This window comes from Streptomyces sp. MK7, from assembly GCF_032658145.1.
Lineage (GTDB): Bacteria > Actinomycetota > Actinomycetes > Streptomycetales > Streptomycetaceae > Streptomyces > Streptomyces spiralis.
Genome location: NZ_JAVACL010000051.1, coordinates 21,748 through 37,789 on the forward strand (window position 1 = coordinate 21,748; position 16,042 = coordinate 37,789).

Annotated in this window: 13 protein-coding genes and 4 pseudogenes; 7 read left to right on the forward strand and 10 right to left on the reverse strand. The window is 68.2% G+C overall.

Annotation, left to right across the window (positions count from 1 at the left end):
- Window positions 1-43 precede the first annotated feature (43 nt).
- Both R2S09_RS34370 and R2S09_RS34375 read left to right on the forward strand, forming a co-directional pair.
- A complete protein-coding gene (locus R2S09_RS34370) occupies window positions 44-463 on the forward strand; it encodes a hypothetical protein (protein WP_316745284.1) in 420 nt (139 codons plus the stop codon).
- Window positions 464-494: 31 nt separating this feature from the next.
- Window positions 495-1,022: an SMI1/KNR4 family protein gene (locus tag R2S09_RS34375; RefSeq protein WP_316745285.1), complete on the forward strand. Its 528-nt coding sequence runs from the start codon at window positions 495-497 to the stop codon at window positions 1,020-1,022.
- A gap of 193 nt (window positions 1,023-1,215) precedes the next feature.
- Here R2S09_RS34375 and R2S09_RS34380 read toward each other — a convergent pair whose 3' ends face one another.
- Window positions 1,216-2,394, reverse strand: coding sequence for a GDSL-type esterase/lipase family protein (locus R2S09_RS34380; RefSeq protein ID WP_316745286.1), 1,179 nt, complete (start codon window positions 2,392-2,394; stop codon window positions 1,216-1,218).
- A 37-nt stretch (window positions 2,395-2,431) separates the two neighbouring features.
- Window positions 2,432-3,001, reverse strand: a complete 570-nt coding sequence (locus R2S09_RS34385; RefSeq protein WP_316745287.1) for a WHG domain-containing protein — start codon at window positions 2,999-3,001, stop codon at window positions 2,432-2,434.
- A 160-nt stretch (window positions 3,002-3,161) separates the two neighbouring features.
- Between R2S09_RS34385 and R2S09_RS34390 the strand changes: the two genes are divergently transcribed.
- Window positions 3,162-3,752: a hypothetical protein gene (locus R2S09_RS34390; protein WP_316745288.1), complete on the forward strand. Its 591-nt coding sequence runs from the start codon at window positions 3,162-3,164 to the stop codon at window positions 3,750-3,752.
- Window positions 3,753-4,297: 545 nt separating this feature from the next.
- Here the strand turns inward: R2S09_RS34390 and R2S09_RS34395 are convergent.
- Window positions 4,298-4,957 carry a class I SAM-dependent methyltransferase gene (locus R2S09_RS34395; protein ID WP_316745289.1) on the reverse strand — a complete coding sequence of 220 codons (660 nt, stop codon included), beginning with the start codon at window positions 4,955-4,957 and terminating at the stop codon, window positions 4,298-4,300.
- A 560-nt stretch (window positions 4,958-5,517) separates the two neighbouring features.
- On the opposite strand from R2S09_RS34395, the gene R2S09_RS34400 reads away from it, so the two are divergent.
- Window positions 5,518-5,787, forward strand: coding sequence for a hypothetical protein (locus R2S09_RS34400; RefSeq protein ID WP_316745290.1), 270 nt, complete (start codon window positions 5,518-5,520; stop codon window positions 5,785-5,787).
- Window positions 5,788-6,101: 314 nt separating this feature from the next.
- Here the strand turns inward: R2S09_RS34400 and R2S09_RS34405 are convergent.
- The 3 genes and pseudogenes from R2S09_RS34405 to R2S09_RS34415 all read right to left on the reverse strand — a co-directional run.
- Window positions 6,102-6,236, reverse strand: a pseudogene (locus R2S09_RS34405) (MerR family DNA-binding transcriptional regulator); the annotation flags it as partial.
- A gap of 161 nt (window positions 6,237-6,397) precedes the next feature.
- Window positions 6,398-7,099 (reverse strand): SMI1/KNR4 family protein, encoded by a 702-nt coding sequence (locus tag R2S09_RS34410; protein ID WP_306192982.1) that lies wholly within the window; start codon window positions 7,097-7,099, stop codon window positions 6,398-6,400.
- A gap of 384 nt (window positions 7,100-7,483) precedes the next feature.
- Window positions 7,484-7,690: pseudogene (locus R2S09_RS34415) on the reverse strand (IS21 family transposase); the annotation flags it as partial.
- A gap of 198 nt (window positions 7,691-7,888) precedes the next feature.
- Between R2S09_RS34415 and R2S09_RS34420 the strand changes: the two are divergent.
- Window positions 7,889-8,842, forward strand: a complete 954-nt coding sequence (locus R2S09_RS34420; protein ID WP_316745291.1) for a MerR family transcriptional regulator — start codon at window positions 7,889-7,891, stop codon at window positions 8,840-8,842.
- 34 nt (window positions 8,843-8,876) lie between these two features.
- On the opposite strand, the pseudogene R2S09_RS34425 reads toward R2S09_RS34420, so the two are convergent.
- Window positions 8,877-10,132, reverse strand: a pseudogene (locus R2S09_RS34425) (IS256 family transposase).
- A gap of 182 nt (window positions 10,133-10,314) precedes the next feature.
- Here R2S09_RS34425 and R2S09_RS34430 point away from each other — a divergent pair.
- Window positions 10,315-10,685 (forward strand): annotated as a pseudogene (locus tag R2S09_RS34430) (VOC family protein).
- Here the strand turns inward: R2S09_RS34430 and R2S09_RS34435 are convergent.
- The 3 genes from R2S09_RS34435 to R2S09_RS34445 all read right to left on the reverse strand — a co-directional run bounded on the left by R2S09_RS34435 (window position 10,675) and on the right by R2S09_RS34445 (window position 13,699).
- Window positions 10,675-10,875 (reverse strand): hypothetical protein, encoded by a 201-nt coding sequence (locus R2S09_RS34435; RefSeq protein WP_306192977.1) that lies wholly within the window; start codon window positions 10,873-10,875, stop codon window positions 10,675-10,677. The pseudogene R2S09_RS34430 and the gene R2S09_RS34435 overlap by 11 nt on opposite strands.
- Window positions 10,876-10,946: 71 nt before the next feature.
- Entirely contained in the window at window positions 10,947-11,099 is a 153-nt protein-coding gene (locus tag R2S09_RS34440; protein ID WP_306192983.1) for a hypothetical protein, read from the reverse strand.
- A gap of 101 nt (window positions 11,100-11,200) precedes the next feature.
- Window positions 11,201-13,699 (reverse strand): SpoIIE family protein phosphatase, encoded by a 2,499-nt coding sequence (locus tag R2S09_RS34445; RefSeq protein WP_316745292.1) that lies wholly within the window; start codon window positions 13,697-13,699, stop codon window positions 11,201-11,203.
- Between the two features lie 136 nt (window positions 13,700-13,835).
- Here R2S09_RS34445 and R2S09_RS34450 point away from each other — a divergent pair, with 136 nt between their 5' ends.
- Window positions 13,836-15,896 (forward strand): calcium-binding protein, encoded by a 2,061-nt coding sequence (locus R2S09_RS34450; protein WP_316745293.1) that lies wholly within the window; start codon window positions 13,836-13,838, stop codon window positions 15,894-15,896.
- Window positions 15,897-16,042 lie beyond the last annotated feature (146 nt).

Sequence of the window (16,042 nt, forward strand, 5' to 3'; positions counted from 1 at the left end):
CAAAATGCCAGCGCCGACAGTTTGTATGGGGAAGAGTTGCCGGATGAGCGTGATGTGGGCGGCGACGTCGCCGGAATCTGGGCTGTTCCATCCGGTTGAGAGACGTTCAGAGGTGGAGGATCTGTCAGATTGCTTTAACGACCTGCGTTCCTGTGGCCAGGGGTACCTCGAGGTTCGGTCGCCGAACAGGGAGTTCCCGGTGCTGATCCTGGCCTTCCGAGATAATCACGCGGTCGTCCACCTGATGAGTGACACCGAGCGGATGTTTCTGCTCGTAGGAGACGGCACCGTGCCCTCGGGTGCCGAGGTCGAAGTCCCGATCATGGACAACCTCGCCGTGTTCACGGGCGGCTTTTTTCTGGACATCGATCGGGCGTGGGAGCTGGTGCACGACTTCACGCAGACGCGGGCGGGCGGCCCTCTGGGTGAGTGGTGTACTCGTCCGGCCGAGGCCGGACGGTGAACTGTCGAGCCGGGCTCCTACGATGCCGGTCATGGCACGCTTTGAGGATCTTCAGCCTCCCTTCTGGGACACCAGTAGCGACTATGGAGTGCAGCCGCCCCTGACCGACCGGGCGGTCGAGGAGGCTGAGCGGCTGCTGAACGTCACACTCCCCGACTCACTGTTGGACCTGCTCCGCGATCAGAACGGCGGCCAGGTCAGCGACAGCCGGAATGCCTTTCCCACAAGCCAGCCGACCTCATGGAGTGCCGACCACGTCCCGTTCGACAGCGTGATGGGCATCGGTCACCGCGAGCGGACGCTGTCCATGCTCGACAGCCCGTACCTGGTCGAAGAATGGGGCCTGCCCGCGGCAATGGTGCTGGTCTCGGGTGACGGGCACTACTGGATCGGGCTCGACTACCGGACCTGCGACCGGAACGGGGAACCGTCCGTTGCCTGGTTCGATGCGGACGACAACTCGGAACTGACCCTCGCGCCAGACTTCCGCTCCTTCATCAAGGGACTCACCTCTGCCGGGGAGTTCGAGAGCGAGCGGAGCAATCGCTCACCCGACTGACCTCACCGGCGAAGCGCCTACCAGCCGCAGCCAACTCCCCGCCACGAGCCCCATCACCGGGGCGAACGTTGCCTGATGCGGCCCTAGGAGGGGTAGCCCCGGAATGTGTGGCCGAGTCCAGTTCGCCTACGGGGTGGTGCGGTACGGGGGAGTCAGCCATCACGCTCTCCCCGCCGGGCACGGGTCATCCGGGTCAGCCAGTCGTGATGGCGAAGGGCCCGTTGTTTGCGAAGACGAGCTTGGCGAAGTTCTCGCCGATGCGGCGGTGTCCTTCGGGGCTGGGGTGGATCGCGTCCGGCAGGGGGAACTCGTCGTGGTCGCTCTCGCCGTAGATGTCGAGTCCGTCGAGGTAGTGGAGGTTGGGGTCCTCGACGGACCGCTGCTTGACGGTGTCGGCCAGGACGTCGCGGACGATCGTGAGCGTCAGCCGTCCGGCGGCGGTCTCGGCCGGATCACCGGTGGCCTTGAACTTCAGGGTTCCACTGGAGAGGTCCGGAATGAGAGGTCCGGGGGTGTTCTCGTGGGTCGGACACAGGATGGGGGAGATCAGGAGCAAGGGGGTTGTGGGGTGGCCCTCGCGGATGGTGTCGAGGAAGCCGTGGATGGCGGGGGCGAAGGCGCGCAGGCGCATGGCGTCGCTGTTGACGACGTTGATGCCGAGCTTGAGGCTGATCAGATCTGCGGGGGTGTCGCGCATCGCGCGGGCGGTGAACGGGTCGACCAGTGCGCTGCCGCCGAATCCGAGGTTGATCAGCTCCACATCGCCTGCGGAGGCGGCCAGGGCGGGCCAGATGGTGCTGGGGAAGACGGCGTTGGATCCGTGGCTGATGGAGCTGCCGTGGTGCAGCCACACCCGGCGCCCCTTGTCCGGGGCGGGCTCGACGGGGGCGTCGGTGCGCAGGGCGATGACCTCGGTGATCTCCGCGTGCGGGAGCCAGATCTCGATGTCCTTCTCGCCGGTGGGGAGGTCGGTGAAGTGGGCGGTGCCAGCGGGGCCCGGGGTGAATTCCGCAGTCTGGGTCTGCATGTCAGTGATGGTGCGCAGGTTCCCGCCGTCCACGGTGGCCTGGGCGGTGAGGCGGCCGTCGACCAGGAGGTCGTAGATGCCGCCCGGCGGGGGCGGGAAGCCCCGGTAGATGCGTTTGGTGGGCAGGGTGTCCAGGCGGATGGTGGTGGCGCTGGTACGGAGGGCCAGCCGGACACCGGAGGGCTGGGCCTCGGCCACGGCCAGCAGGTCGTCGGGGATCTGGCGGCGCGCCCAGGCAGGCAGCCGGTGCGGCAGCAGGCCGTGGGCAGTCTCTTCCACGTCGAGGTGGCCGCGCAGGAAGTCGGCGGTGATGGGGGTGGTGATCAGGTTCTGTTCGGTGCTCATTGCCTCAAGCCTTTTGCTTCTGGGGTGGGGCGGCCGGTCAGGGGGTGGTCCGGCTCCGCAATGCGGTGTCCAGGCAGTCCAGGGTCCAGGCCCAGGAATGCTGAGCGGCGACGTCCGTGTGGTCGAAAGCGCCGGCCGCCTCCAGGGAGGCATAGCCGTGGAAGACGCTGCCCAGCATGCGGACCGCGTGCGTCTGGTCCGGCTCAGCCAGGTCGTAGCCGCGCAGGATCGCCCGTGTCATCTGTGCATGCCGGACGCCAGCGCTGGCCGCGGCAGTCTGCGGGTCGAGCCGGTACCGCGCTGCTTCGTACCGGCCGGGGTGCGCCCGGGCGTAGTCCCGGTAGGCGTTCGCGAAGGCTGTCAGGGCGTCCTTGCCCGCGCGCCCGGCCACGGCGTCGGCGACCCGGTCGGCGAGTTCCTCCAGTGCGAACAGCGCGATCCGGGTCTTGAGTTCGTGGGAGTTCTTCACATGCGCGTACAGGCTCGCCGACTTCACGTCGAAACGCCGGGCGAGCGCGGACAGGGTCACCTGGTCGAACCCGGCCTCATCGGCGAGTTCCGCACCAGCGAGCGTCAGCCGCTCCGGGCTCAGTCCTGCCCGAACCACAACCATCACCTACTCTCAATGCGCCTATGACCAGTAGGCGTCTACCTACAATCTATAGGTAGATACTGTACACCTTAAGTTTTGGCGGCTCTGCCGAAGGGGGTGAGCGCGACGGCAGGGCCTGCGAAGCCGCGCGGGCACCCGCGAGTTCCCGCGCGACGTGTGGGAGCTTCGCAGGCTCGGCATCGACGACACTCGGGCCCGGCTGCGGTTCGACCGCGTCCCCCAGCCATGGCTGAGCAAGGTGGCCAAACGGTTCGTGCGCTGGCGGCTGAGTATCGGCCGCAGCGTCAACCAGGCCGTCGTGGACATCTTGGCCCTCAACCGGTTCTCCGGCTTCCTGGCCGGTCCCCGCGTCGCCGTCGATGAGCTCGCCCGCGTGGACCGGACCGTGCTGGAACGCTACCTCGCCGACCTGGCACTCGATTCGCGCTCAACTCATTTCCGCAGCCGGGACATCAGCTCGCTCAACGCCTTCTTCCACGCCGTGCGCCGCCACGGCCGGGACCAGAGCCTCCCGTCGAACGCGATCTTCTACCCAGATGACTTCCCCCGCCCCGACAAGCGGCTGCCGCGGGCCCTGGCCGAGCACGTGATGGCCCAGGTCGAACAGCCCGCCAACCTGGAGCGCTGGCACGCCCCCGACGGACGGGCGCTGACCTTGATCCTCCTGCGCTGCGGACTGCGGGTCGGCGACGCCTGCCACCTGACCTTCGACTGGCCGCCCGCCGACCCACACGGGTCCGGCTGACGCCGGAGGGGTGAGCAGTGACACCGGAGGAGTACGAGCGGTGGATGATCCGCGACTGCGCACGCTGCGGCCGTCGAGCCTCGAAGTCCGCCGAGTGGTCGGACGGCCCAATCTGCCTGACCTGCTACGAACGCGCGATGCGCGTCCGCGGCCGCTGCCCCTCTTGCGGCCCCGACCGGCTGCTGCCCGGGCGGGACACCGATGGCACACCGATCTGCCGAGACTGCGCCTCATCGACCTCGGCCGCATCAAGGACGCCGTGCGAGTTCTTCAAGAGCCCAGGCCTCAGCCGGCTGAACCCGTCTGGAGTGGCACCTTCTCCCCCGAACCCCCGTTCTGACACTGCTGACTCCCGGCCACACCCGCCGGTGAGAAACCACGGTCAAACGTCGTTGAGACGGGTCATCTCTGTCCTGTGCCACTGAACCTTGAGCGCGTGCCATCGAAGTTTGAGTGGTCTGGATCACTGCAGATCATCAACGGGACGAGTGCGGATGACTTCGTGAGTCGCGGTGTCGTTCAAGGGGATGCTGAGGAACCGGAAGTCAGGTGGGGCCGGCCGGCGGTTCTGCGATGCCGATGATGCTTCCGTCCAAAGCCCGGACGCGGACCGTCCATCCCAGTGCTGTGAGGTCGCCCGTGAGGGCTCGGGCGTCATGGAACACCTTCACGATGCGGTATTGGCTGCCGTCGTCGAGTTGGCGCAGCACCGTGGGAACGAGCCCGTCCGTGACGCCTTCCTCGCTCGCAACAGCGGCGGGTCCGTCGTCGATGAAGATCACTTTGCCACTTGGTGCGAGCATGGCAGCGACGGTGTTCCAGAAGTCGGGCAACCTCGTCGGTGGAACATGGGAGAGCCAGAAGGCGAAGAACACGGTGTCGTAGCGCCGCAGCGGCTGCCACTCGAACAGATCGGCCTGAAGGAACTGAACATTGGGGAAGGGAGTGCGGGCACGAGCGATGGTCAGCACCTCGGCTGCCGCGTCGACAGCTGTCACCGACAGAGCCCGGGCGGCGAGCTTCGGCGTCCACTGGCCCGTTCCGCAGGCCAGCTCCAGCACATCCCCGCTGACTGGAAGGTCATCGACCACGGCCAGGAGCCGCTGCAGTTCCTCCAGCTCTGCATAAGGCCGGTCGTACTCGGCCGCCGCAGCACGGTAGTAGGCCATCTGCTCCGCCAGGAGGGCATCGTCATCGCTGCTCATGACAAAAGGATCAGGCCTACCCCTGAGGCAAGGTCAACCCCGACTTTCGGCCGCACCAGTCGATCTGGGCGAGCGTGTGCCACCGAAGTCTGAGTGGCTTGAGTCAGCGACTGTTCGGTGACACCGAACCCTGAGCGTGTGCCATCGAAGTTTGAGCGGGCCCGGGGCCTTCGGGACGGGCTAGCCGTCAGTCCCAAGAGTGGTGATCAGCTTCGGGCTCGCGCGACCGCCCCTCTCATGCGCGCGGGCGTGAAAGCCAGCGTCAGCGGGAACGAAACGTTCGCTGCCGTACTGATGGCATCACCACCACTGATCAACCCTGAGGACCCGATACTCCGCCGCTGCAACACCGGGCCCTCCGCGGCGTCTCAGGCCCACATCGACCGCCCCGGGTGCGCGGCACCCTCCGTCTGTTCGACATAGCTCGCCGACCGTTCGGCCCGGGTCCGCGCCGTCTCCGCGGCATGGCGTGCCTGCCGTGCAGTGTCCTCTGCCCGTGCGGCTCGCCGACGTGCGCGGTCCAGGCCGCCTCGCCTGCGGCGCCGTAGTTCGACCGTGGCGTGGAGCTGCTGGGCCGGCTCGGTGGCGCGTTCCTCGAGTTCCCGCAGTGCGGCCTCGGCAAGCTCGACTGCTGCCTGGGCCTGGCCGTCCTCTTCTTCCCGCTGCCGGGCCCGCTGCTCGGCTGTTTCCGCCTCCCGCTGGGCCTGTGCCGGCCTCCTGCATGCTTCGTCCGTGCGGCGTTGCCTGCGGACGGCCCTGCCGACAGGAGCGGCATCGGGGTGAGCAAGCCCGGCCGCCGATACCCGACTGGATCCTCGAGAACAGCCTGAACTGCAGTTCGCCGCCCGTCGCCGTACACGTCAGCGGCTGCCACATGGCCGGCAAACGGTGGAGAGGCGTCTCCTGAAAGGTGGCCCTGCGGGCGCTGAGCGAGGGCGTCGGTGCGTGAGGGTACTGCCGGCCCGATGCGGTGCTGGGCTACTTGGACCGACGGGCATCGACATGACCGGCCACGCCGCCCCGGCCGTGACTCCGCTGCTCCACGTCGCCGTCGTGGCGGCCGCCGGGCTCCTCGCCCTCGTCGCCACCGCCCTGCCAGGACGCGCAGCCTTCAGGGTGCGGGCGGTGACTGCAGCCACCCCTCGTAGAGGCGGTAGCCAACCGGGCTACGGTCCGTCGGCGCCACGATCCCGCGATCGGAGTAGAACCGAATGGTCTTGACCGTCAGGCCGGTCCGCCGGGCCAGTTCACCGATCGAGTAGAGCGTCTCGCCGTCCATGCCCCCACCTTGACGTCTCCCCCTACGGGAGACTCGAACCCAACCGCCTGCCGACGTCCGATCACTCCACGAGTTTTGACAATGCCTCAAGTGGACGGGCGGCGCGGAGGGTGCTGCCGGTGCCGGCATGGGCTGGACATCGCAGGCCGCCGGCCTGAGAGCTACTGCGGGTCCGGGCCGTCGTCCCAGGATCCCAGGGCTTCCCTCTCGCTTCGCTCGAGCCATTCGAGATACCAGGTGTGGAAGTTGTGGCGGTTTCCGTGCGCATCGACGAACGGTATGTAGGGCGGATTGGTCCCAACGTTCCGGTCGCGGAGTTCTCCGCGGTGCGGGCCGACGATGATGAGCCAACTGGTCATCCCGCATCCGTTGTCGCTGATGAGGATCGCGCCCCGGTCACGCTGCTCGTGCCACACCTGGTCTGCGGCGTCGCCGAAAACCTTGCGGTAGTCGTCGAGGTAGTCGTCGTCCTCGTCGCGGGTGGTGGGCTCGCACCCGGCAGCGCGAAGGGTTGCCAGCTGTTGGTCGGCCCATTCTTCCGTCTCCAGGAAGGGCTCGCTCGGGTCCAGCGGAATGGGATCGCCGTCTTCCCAGACCCAGCCCCATTTCCCGTCGACCCGGCGCAACGATGTCAGCTCGAATTCAGGTCCGGGTCCGCCCGCGCCGACCTCCGCCAAGAAGGTGCGGTACTCCGTGGGGAGTTCGACTCCGTACTGGGCCTCGACCTCAGCGATCTCTGCGGCAGTCAGGACCGGCTCGAAGACGGGATGCTGAGGAGGCTCCCAGCCGTGTGTCCGATACCGTGCCTCCACCAGCGCGATTACACGTTCCCGGACCCCCGACCAGCCTGTCTGTGTGTCCACGGCTCCTCCTGTCAATGGCGAGCACGGACGTTAGTCCATGCCACCGACAACGGAGGTTCGCCCTTGGTGTCGCCGAAGTGGGTAACGGCGAAGGGGCAGCCGCGACGCGGCTCCCGTCCTATTCGCTCTTGAGTGGTGTTCGTCGAACGGGAGTCTCGATCAGGTGATTACAACGACAGTCGGACATGGAGACAGGGACTCTTGGTAGCTCGGTGGGTGTCTACGCCAACTCGAGTACCAGGAGGCCCGTTGTCGCAGTTGTACGTCACTGCGGGGGTGAAGTCCGCTTCGGCCACTCTCACGTGTGACTGTCTGGCGCACCGGTTCGGGAACGCCGCCGACCGTTCGCGGCCTCCCCGGTAACGAACGTGACAGGCCACTTGCGCGTGACCACCCGTTCGGTGACCACCGCGGCGGAGTGGCCGGGCCCGGTGCAGACAGGTACTTGCGGACCGTCTTCCGGTCCAGCCCTGTCTCCCTGGCAATCTCCGACAGGCTCATCGCCCCGGACTCCGGCAGACCACGGAAGCGTCGCAGTTCCAGCCGGCGATGCGAGTCCAGGACCACCGTCAACCGACCTCCGTCTTGCATCGTTCAACCAGCAGATGTCCTCTCCCAGATAACTGCTGGCATGGTGTGCCCCTGACCTGCTGTGCTTACGGTTGAGCGGAACGAACGCACCCTCCCCGTCTCGCTCTTCCGTGAGTGATTGTCAATACCTGTGGATGGCGACTCAGCGGGGAGAGGGAGGCTTGAGTCTCCCGTAGGGGGAGGCGTGAGAGTGAGGGCATGGACGGCGACACGCTCTTCAGGATCGGTGACCTGGCCCGGCGGACCGGGCTGACGGTCAAGACCATCCGGTTCTACTCCGACACCGGGATCGTGCCGCCGACAGACCGCAGCCCGGCTGGCTACCGGCTCTACGACATCGGCGCGCTCACGCGTCTGGATCTGGTGCGCACCCTGCGTGACCTGGGACTCGACCTTGCTGTCATCCGGCAGGTGTTGGACCGGGAAGTCTCCGTGCCCGAGGTCGCGGCCGCACACGCCGATGCCCTGGAGGTGCAGATCCGCACGCTGCGGCTGCGGCGCGCTGTGCTGCGCGCCGTGGCCAAACGTGGCTCCAGCCCCGAGGAGATGGATCTCATGCACAAGCTCGCCAAGCTTTCCGACGACGAACGCCGACGCCTGATCACCGACTTCATCGACGACACGTTCGGCGGACTCGACGCCAACGCCGACTTCGTCGACATGATGCGCTCAGCCATGCCCGAACTGCCGGACGACCCCGAATCCGAGCAGGTCGACGCCTGGGTGGAACTCGCCGAACTCACCCAGGATCCCGACTTCCGCGCAGCCGTGCGCCGCATGGCGCAATACCAGGCGGCCGAACGCGCCCAGGGCGACCACACCGGCTTGCACCACGACCTCACCGAGACCGTCCGGAACAGCGTCGGCCGCGCGATCGATGCAGGCATCGCCCCGGCCTCCGCCGAGGCCGCACCCATCATCGACACCCTCACCGCCCGCTACGCGCACACCTTCAACCGCGCCGACGACGCCGACCTGCGCCACTGGCTGCTGACACGCCTGGAGATCGCCGGCACCCCCCGCGCAGAACGCTACTGGCACCTGCTCGCCGTCATCAACGGATGGTCCGTCCCGCCCAGCCTGGCTCCAGTGTTCACGTGGTTCACGCAAGCCTTGCGCGCCAGCACCGGGCAGTCATCCCGCGTGCGGTAGTCCCGCGTCGGCCGAACGCTCCTCGCGGCTTCGATCAGGCCGCGAGGATCTCGGGGCGTTCGACAAGGCGGCCGACCTCGAAGCGGGCTCCGGCGCGGACGAGGGCCACGAGGTGGGGCGCGTTCACGGCCCGCCACCGCTGCTCGGCGGACTCGACGAGCTTGAAGACCATGCCAGGGCGGCAACGCGGGAGCCGGCGCCGCGGGTGACCTTGGTCCGCAGCCGGACGGTGGAGAAGGTCGACGCGATAGGGTTCGTGGTGCGCAGGTGGATCCAGCGCTCGGCCGGAAAGTGGTAGAACGCCAGCAGTTGCTCCTGGTCATCGGTAATCTTTTTGACCGCCTTGGGGAACTTCGCACCGTAGAGCTTCTCGAATGTCTTGATCGCTCGTGCCGCGTGGTCACGGCCCGCAGCGTTGTAGATGTCCTTGATGGCCTTCTTCGCGCCGGGCTGCACGGACTTCGGCATGGAGTCGACGACGTTGGCTGTTTTGTGAACCCAGCACCTCTGCGCACGGCTGTCAGGGAACACCTCCGCGAGGGCCTTCCAGAAGCGCAGGGCACCGTCTCCGACCGCGAGGACCGGGGCACGCATGCCCCGGCGGGCGCAGTCGCGCAGCAGGTCGGCCCACGACTCGCCCGATTCGCGGTAGCCGTCCTTGAGCGCGACCAGTTCCTTGGAGCCGTCGGCACGGACCCCGATGAGCACCAGGACGCACGCCTTGGCCTCCTCCAGGCGGACGTTGAGGTGGATACCGTCGGCCCACACGTAGACATAGTCGACCTCCGCGAGGTTGCGGTCCATGAAGGCACTGTGGTCGGCCTGCCACTGCTGGGTCAGCCGGGTGACCGTCGCCGCCGAGAGCCCGGCGGTGGAGCCGAGGAACTGCTCCAGGGCAGGAACGAAGTCGCCGGAGGACAGGCCGTGCAGGTAGAGCAGCGGCAGCACCTCGCTGATCTTCGGGGACCTGCGGCACCACGGCGGCAGGATTGCGGAGGAGAACCGCTTACGCTCGCCCGTGGCCTCGTCGAGGCGTTTGTCGTACACCCACGGCGCCTTCACCTCGACCGCGCCAGCCGCAGTGGTGACCTGCCGGGGCTGGTGATAGCCGTTGCGGACCACCAGGCGGCGCCCCTTGTCATCACGCTCATCGGCCAACTCGGCGATGTACTGGTGGACCTCGGCCTCCAGCGCGGCGGCCAGCATCCGCCGTGCGCCCTCCCGGACAATCTCATCCACCAACGAACTGCCACTTGGCGCGCTGCCGCCCTCGGTGACTACCGTAAGCACGGGCGTGCCTTCCCGACCGACGCGGCAACGTCGGCCTTGCTCGAGGACCTATCGATCGATCCATCGGGAAGGTACGCCTCCTTCCGTCAGGAGTGATCCACAGGTACTGAGCATTGCTCCTCATCCGTAGGCAGCCGCCTCTATGGCGTGCACGGAAGTCCACTGATCGGCTCGGAGGTCTCATGCCCCTGGAGATGGAATTGGTCGCGATAACACTTGATTGCCCTGATCCGCTGGCTCTGGCGGCGTTCTATCAGCAGCCACCGGCTTTGAACCACACCCGAAGTCTGACGCCGAGTTCGCCGGTCTCAACCGTGAGGACGGACTTTTCATCGGCTTCCAGCGGGTCGAGGACTACCCGGCTCCGAGTTGGCCTGACCAGATCGTTCCCCAGCAGCTTCACATCTGCTTCAAGGTCGCGGAGAGCCTGGACGAGGCCGAGGCCCGGCTGCTGGAGCTGGGTGCGGGCAAACCGGATCACCAGCCGCATGGAGACAAGGCGCGGGTCCTCACCGACCCTGCTGGGCATCCCTTCTGCATCGTCACGCGCTGATTGGCGTTCTCGCGGCAATGAGCGTGGCTATGCCGTCGGGGTTGCCGAGCCGATATTCGATCGCCGCAGCCGTTGACCCGACGGTTTTCGTGAGCCAGCCGCGGCTCGTGCCGCGAATCGGGCTCTCGGTGGGGAAGCGCTGGTGGAACTGGGCGATGCAACTGCAGGAGACGTAGAAGTCGTCGCTCATCGCCAGTTTCCTCCAGCGGGGAGACGTGAACGTGTGGGTCAGCGCGACGCATTCGGGGAACTCGGCTGCTGTCAGCCAGGGTGCCTTCCTGCCCGGCTCGACTTCTGGCCCTTTGAGTCGTGCAGTTCGAAGAGCACTGCGGTGACCCGTCGCAGGAGCGAGTCGTCGTTGAGGAAGACCTGGACGATGTCGGTGCGCATGACCTCGCGGTTGATCCGCTCCAGCGGGTTGGTCGACTACGTGATCGCTGATCTTCAGGGTGTGGTGCTGGACTGTGGTGAGCGGAGGGAACTCGCCGAGTCACCGCACCGCCGTGGAGTTGTCGTCACGGCCCGCACGAGCCGGCTTGAGGGTGATGGGGGCCCTGGTCGCCACCATGCTCGGTGAGCAGCAGGGCGATGTCGTCGGCCCGGTAGGGGGAGCCGCGGGCGTTGTGCAGGATCCGGTCGGCGAGTTCGTCCAGTGAGTCCGCACGAGCGTGGGCCAGCGATGCTCGCAGGCGGTCGATCCCCACGTCGATGTCTGTGCCGGGTTCCTCCACCAGCCCGTCGGTGTAGAGGGCGAGAACGGATCCTGGCGGGAGGGCGATGCGGGTATGGGCGTAGGCGCTCGCGTGATCCACGCCCAGAACCGGTCCGATGTCCAGGCCAAGGGCCTCGGTCGTGCCGTCGGGGCGGCGCAGAAGCGGAGGCGGGTGGCCGGCCGTGACGGCGTAGGCGTGCTCGCCACGGGGCTCGAGGTGGATGCAGCAGCAGCTCGCCAGCAAGTCGGAGTCGAGGTCGATCAGGGTTCGGTTGACGCCCGCCATCATCTCGCCGGGCGTATGGCCCGCAGCTGCGAAAGCCCGTACGGCACTGCGCAATTGCGCCATGGTGGCCGCGGCAGCGATGCTGTGGCCCTCCACGTCGCCGATGACGAGACAGACCCCGGTGGCGGAGCGGATGACGTCGTACCAGTCGCCACCGATGTCCATGCCGCTGGTAGCCGGCAGATAGCGCGCGACGGTGCGGATACCCGGGACGGTTGGCAGCCGGTGCGGCAGAAGCGTCTTTTGCAGGCCGTGTGCGACGGCGAACTCCGAGTCGTACAGCCGTGCTCGTTCCAGGGCCTGGGCGATCACCCCGGCAAGTGCGGTGAGGACGCCGCGGTCCTTTTCGGTGAAGTGGTGGATCTCGTCGAAGCCGAGGACGCAGGTGCCGACCGGGCGGCCAGAGGCGATCAGCGGCAGATACGCCCAGGAGCTCACCTGGCCCATGGGGATTCCCGGGTAGCCCCGTGCGAGGTCCTGCTGTGACTCGATGAAGAGCGGAGCACCGGAGGTCAGGGTCTCCGTTCCCGGCAGGCGAGCGTGCAGGGGAACGCCCTCCAGCCAGTCGAGGAATTCTTCGTGGCGGCCGGTGTGGTGGAGCAGGTGCATCGTTGCGCTGCGGACCACATAGATCGCCATCTGCTGGCCCCCGAAGGCCGGCAAGAGCTGGTCGGAGACGACTTCGCACACCTGGCGTGTGGTGACTGCTTCGGTCAGCGCGCTGCTCAGCTGCAGGACGTGGTACATGGCACCCAGACGTGCCGGTGGGGCAGCGGGTGCTCCAGTGGCCGGGGAAGCACGCATCGCATGAGCCGATGGGGCACTGGGGGCGGGCACCACCCAGCCGGTCACCCCGTCCGCCCGTGGGTGGAGGGAGAAGGCGAGCCACTGGTCGGGCGGCCGGCTCGCCAGGAAGGACGACGGCGTCTGCGAAATCATCGCGGACCGGTGCCGGTATTCGACGCCGGGGTCGGACAGCCACGGCAGCACGTCCCACAGGCACCGGCCCAGAATCTCGTCGACGGGCACGCCCAGCAGTCGCAGGGCACTGTGGTTGGCGTAGGTCACCCGCCCGTCCGGAGCCAGGGAGAACAGCCCGTCCCGCAGCCGTTCGACCGCTGCGAGGGCCGCACTACCGGTCTGGGCATCCACGACGGCGCCGACCAGGTGCGTGCCGGAGCGCGGGTCGCCGGCTCGCAGTGCGCGGCCCCACAGCTCGACCGTGCGATACTCCCCGCCGGCGTGACCCCGCTCCCGTACACGCACACGACGTGCGCTGAACCGGCCCTCGAGCCCCGCCTCGCGGGCACAGGCCCGAAAAGCCCCTCGGTCACCGGGATGCAGGCACGAACTGATCGTTTCGACTCGTCCGTCGAAAGCATCGGGATCGAGACCGACGATCCCGCAGAGCGCATCGTCCACGCCGAAGGTGCCGGAGCCGGGGTCCCAGTCGAACAACCCCACCTGTAGGGCTGCTGCCGAGGGGGCCGGGGTCTCCACAGGAGACGTCCCCGGGTCGCATTCCACCGGATCACCGGTGCGGTCACAGAGCGCGGCCAGACCGTTACCCAGTCGACCGGCGACGCTCCGCAGGCAGCGGCGCTCGGCCTTGGCCAGCCCCGCGCTGCCCGGTGACGCCGGCCACACGATCGCCAGCGATCCGAAGCGTTCACCATGTGCCTGCACTGGCACCGAGCACGAGCCGAAGGCATACGGCAGAGCCACCGCCAGCTGCGGGTACCTCCGCATCGTCTCATCAGCGTTTGCCAGGTGGACCGTGCGCCCGGACTTGTATGCCACGGCGACCGGGATGGGACTGTTCACCGCGATGAGGCGCCAGCCACCCAGCAGGGAGGGCGGCACCCCACACGTCGCCGTGAGCACGAGGGACCGACGATCGCGGGAGCGGAGGAAGACGCTCCCCGCATACGCGCTCGTGCCTTGGACGGCATCTGCGACGGCCTCCGCGAGCATGTCTTCGCGCTCCGCCGCCTGGCCGACGGTCATCCGGCCCATACACCCAGTGTGCGCAGGCCGCCAGTGGCGGCCAACCTTTCTCCCTCACCCTCGGGGGTGCATTTCCGGCGTCCAGTGAGCGCAACGCGGCCCGGGCGCGGACGCAATGCCATGCGTCCGGCGCAAAGGTGCGGCCATGCTGACAACTCATGTGCGATCGGTGCTGCGCCGATTCCGGGAGAGCCGGCGGTCGAGGGCGGGCCGGGCCCAGATCGTGGCGGCCACCGGTCTGGCGCTCGTACTCGCCCTTCCCGGCATGGCGGCCGCGACCCCGGGCGATCTGGACCCCACGTTCAACGGCGACGGCAAGGTGCTCACCGACTTCGTCGGAGACGATCAGGCCAACGACGTGGCAGTGCAGCCCGACGGCAAGACCGTCGCTGTCGGCTCCGCCGCCGACACCACCACGGTGGAGAGCGACTTCGCGCTGACCCGTCGCAACGCCGACGGCAGCCCGGACACCAGCTTCGGCGGCGGCGACGGCAAGGTGACCACCGCCATCAACAACATGATCCCGCCCGGAGAGCTCCAGTGGAGCGAGGCCCACGCCGTGGCGCTGCAGCCCGACGGCAAGATCGTCGTGGCGGGCGGCAGCTGGCGGGGGTATGAGAACTGCTGCTGGTTCGTGGTGGCCCGGTACAACAGCGACGGCACGCTGGACACGAGTTTCGGCGACGGCGACGGCAGGGTGTTCACCGACTTCGGCCAGCCCGAAGAGGCCATGGACGTCGCCGTGGAGCCCGGCACCGGCAAGATCGTCGCCGCCGGCTATGTCGGTGGCGACGCCGCCGTGGCCCGCTACAACGCCGACGGCAGCCCGGACACGAGTTTCGGCGGCGGCGACGGCATGGTGACCACCAATCCGGCCGGGCCGTCCCTGCAGGAGGGCGGCGACGCACGTGCCCTGGTCCTGCAGCCCGACAGAAAGATCGTCGTCGGCGGCGAGGTCGGGTCGACCCGCTTCGACTTCGCGCTCATCCGCTACAACCACGACGGCAGCCTCGACGCCGGGTTCGGCAGCAGCGGCATCCAGCGCACCGACTTCGGCGACTACGAGTCCGTGGAAGGGCTCGCGCTGCAGTCCGACGGCAAGATCATCGCGGCCGGCGGCAGCAGCGGCAGGTTCGCCCTGGCCCGCTACGACACCAACGGCACCCTGGACACCGGCTTCGACGGCGACGGCAAGGTGCTCACCCCCGGTGGCGGCGGAGCCGGCGACGTGGTGGTGCAGGGCGACGGCCGGATCGTCATCGCCGGAAGCAACGGGCCCGGCGGCGACTTCGCCGTCCTGCGCTACAACCCCGACGGCAGCCTGGACAGCGGCTTCGGCACCGGGGGCGTCGCGACCGCGGACTTCGGCGGCAACGACGTGGCCCACGGTGTGGCCCTCCAGACCGACGGCAAGATCGTCGCCGCCGGTGTGGGAGGACCGAACACCGACTTCGCCCTGGCCCGCTTCCTCGGCGGGGGCAGCACTCCGCCGCCCCCGGCCGGCGTGGACCTCTCCGTGACGAAGAGCGGCCCCACCGCCGTCAGCATCGGTGACCGGGCCACCTACACCGTGCGGGTGACGAACACCGGCACCACGACCGCTGCCACCAACGTCTCCCTGTCCGACACGCTCAGCGGTCCTGCCGCCTCGGTCGTCTCGGCGACCACCACCTCGGGCATCTGCACCACCACCGCCACGAGCGCGGCCTGCTCCCTGGGCACCCTCACCCCCGGAGCCAGTGCCACGGTCACCATCGCCGCCGAACCCCGGGCCATCGGCACCCTCACCGACCGGGCCACGGTCACCGCGAGCGAGACCGACCCGGTCCCCGGCAACAACACCGCCACGGCGACCACCACGGTCAACAACGCCCGCGGCTGCACCCGCGTCGGCACCAGCGGCAACGACACCATCACCGGCACCAGCGGCAACGACGTGATCTGCGCCCTCGGCGGCGACGACACCGTCAACGCCAGCTACGGCAACGACACCGTCTACGGCGGCTACGGCAACGACCGCCTCGACGGCGGCTACGGCAACGACGCCCTCAACGGGGGTCCCGGCAACGACAACCTGATCGGCTACTACGGCAGCGACAACCTCGACACCGTCGACAACGTCTCCGGCAACGACACCGCCAACGGCGGCCCCAACTTCGACACCTGCACGACCGACTCGGGTGACGTCCGGATCAGCTGCCCCTGACCCCCACCCCACCTGACGAGGCCGGCTTCCTCAGGCGGGAGGCCGGCCTCACCCGGCATCGTCGGACCGCTGTGCGACAAGGGGCCGTTGGCGCGGTTGCCGCTTCGCAAGGCCGTCAACTCGTGTCTGTCTCGCGGCTGCTCTCG

Coding starts and splice junctions, on each gene's coding strand:
- R2S09_RS34445 (WP_316745292.1), bottom strand. CDS start 13,699: ATGGGCCGGATGACCGTCGGCCAGGCGGCGGAGCGCGAAGACATGCTC.
- R2S09_RS34450 (WP_316745293.1), top strand. CDS start 13,836: ATGCTGACAACTCATGTGCGATCGGTGCTGCGCCGATTCCGGGAGAGC.
- R2S09_RS34420 (WP_316745291.1), top strand. CDS start 7,889: ATGGACGGCGACACGCTCTTCAGGATCGGTGACCTGGCCCGGCGGACC.
- R2S09_RS34380 (WP_316745286.1), bottom strand. CDS start 2,394: ATGAGCACCGAACAGAACCTGATCACCACCCCCATCACCGCCGACTTC.
- R2S09_RS34435 (WP_306192977.1), bottom strand. CDS start 10,875: ATGAGCGACGACTTCTACGTCTCCTGCAGTTGCATCGCCCAGTTCCAC.
- R2S09_RS34395 (WP_316745289.1), bottom strand. CDS start 4,957: ATGAGCAGCGATGACGATGCCCTCCTGGCGGAGCAGATGGCCTACTAC.
- R2S09_RS34375 (WP_316745285.1), top strand. CDS start 495: ATGGCACGCTTTGAGGATCTTCAGCCTCCCTTCTGGGACACCAGTAGC.
- R2S09_RS34370 (WP_316745284.1), top strand. CDS start 44: ATGAGCGTGATGTGGGCGGCGACGTCGCCGGAATCTGGGCTGTTCCAT.